At 44.8% G+C, this 1075-nt stretch carries 1 protein-coding gene; it reads left to right on the forward strand.

What is annotated here, in order from left to right; all coding sequences use genetic code 11:
- Window positions 1–700: 700 nt before the first annotated feature.
- Window positions 701–1075: YfjL-like protein (locus B3W37_RS09035; protein ID WP_483175469.1), on the forward strand; the 375-nt coding region annotated here is incomplete at its 3' end.

The raw sequence follows: 1075 nt of genomic DNA on the forward strand, positions 1-1075 counted from the left end.
AGTAGCAGCAGGTGACTATACGTTAAAATAGCGGGGCCGAAAGCGAAAGCCGAAGTGATTGAGCTCCGAAAAGAGTTGGACCGATGTGGTTACGGTTCTTTCTTTTTCGGTCGGTTGTATTTAGGCCAATCGTAACACACACCCAACGAAAGAATGGCGTCTTTNNTTATCCCTGTACGGTAGCCGGGACATCAAACGGTATCTGAAACTGGCATATAGGCAATGCTTATCTGAAGGATCAAAGCAGACTCCATTTTTGGCAAGATGTTACCAAAGAGAAAATTCATATTGTATTGAAAAAGGCCCCGCCCCAACGAAAGAATGGCGTCTTTCGTTGCAGCAAGCACTGAATTTGGCTAGCCAAATTCGCTTGGCGCGGTAAGATAACCTGATTCCATAAGGGCTGTGTGAGACTGGTCTTCACCTTAAGGTTGGGAGACGTTGGGGACGTTAGGTGACAGACCATGGGTGAGGTCGGCATGGCCCAGAAAATAGAGCATTGCGCCAGTTCCTACATCTTGAATCGGCGTGTGTTCCGGTCAGTGAGACTACCAGCAGGATCATCTCAGGGGGCGGTGGGAACGCAGGATAAAAAGCACCGCTTCCCAGAGAGCTTTCCGGCGGTGAGCAGCAGTGGGGCTCCATTGTTGAACTTGGGATTACAGCGTTTTAATACTTACATTTAAGAAAGTTGAGCACGATGAAAGATACCAAAAAACTGATACTAAAAATACTTACAGGAGTGATGGCGGCAGCATTCTTGGGCGGCATACTATTTATTGCCAGTTCTTTTATGGGCAATCCAATAACAGCGATGCTGGCCAATAAGGCGGTCAAGCAATATATAGAACAAAACTATTCTTATCTGGATCTTGAAATAGAAAAAGCGAGGTACAATTTCAAAAGTGGTTCCTATGTGGCAATGGCTAAGTCTAAAACCAGCATGGATACTAGATTCGCCATATATTACCGTGACGGCAAGATTACGGGAGATACTTATGAAAGTAATGTATTAGGGATGTTTAATACGCTACAAAGGCTGGCAAATGAATATTCTGTTATTGCTCAGACAATT

This window comes from Syntrophomonas sp. UBA5494 (genome assembly GCF_002426325.1).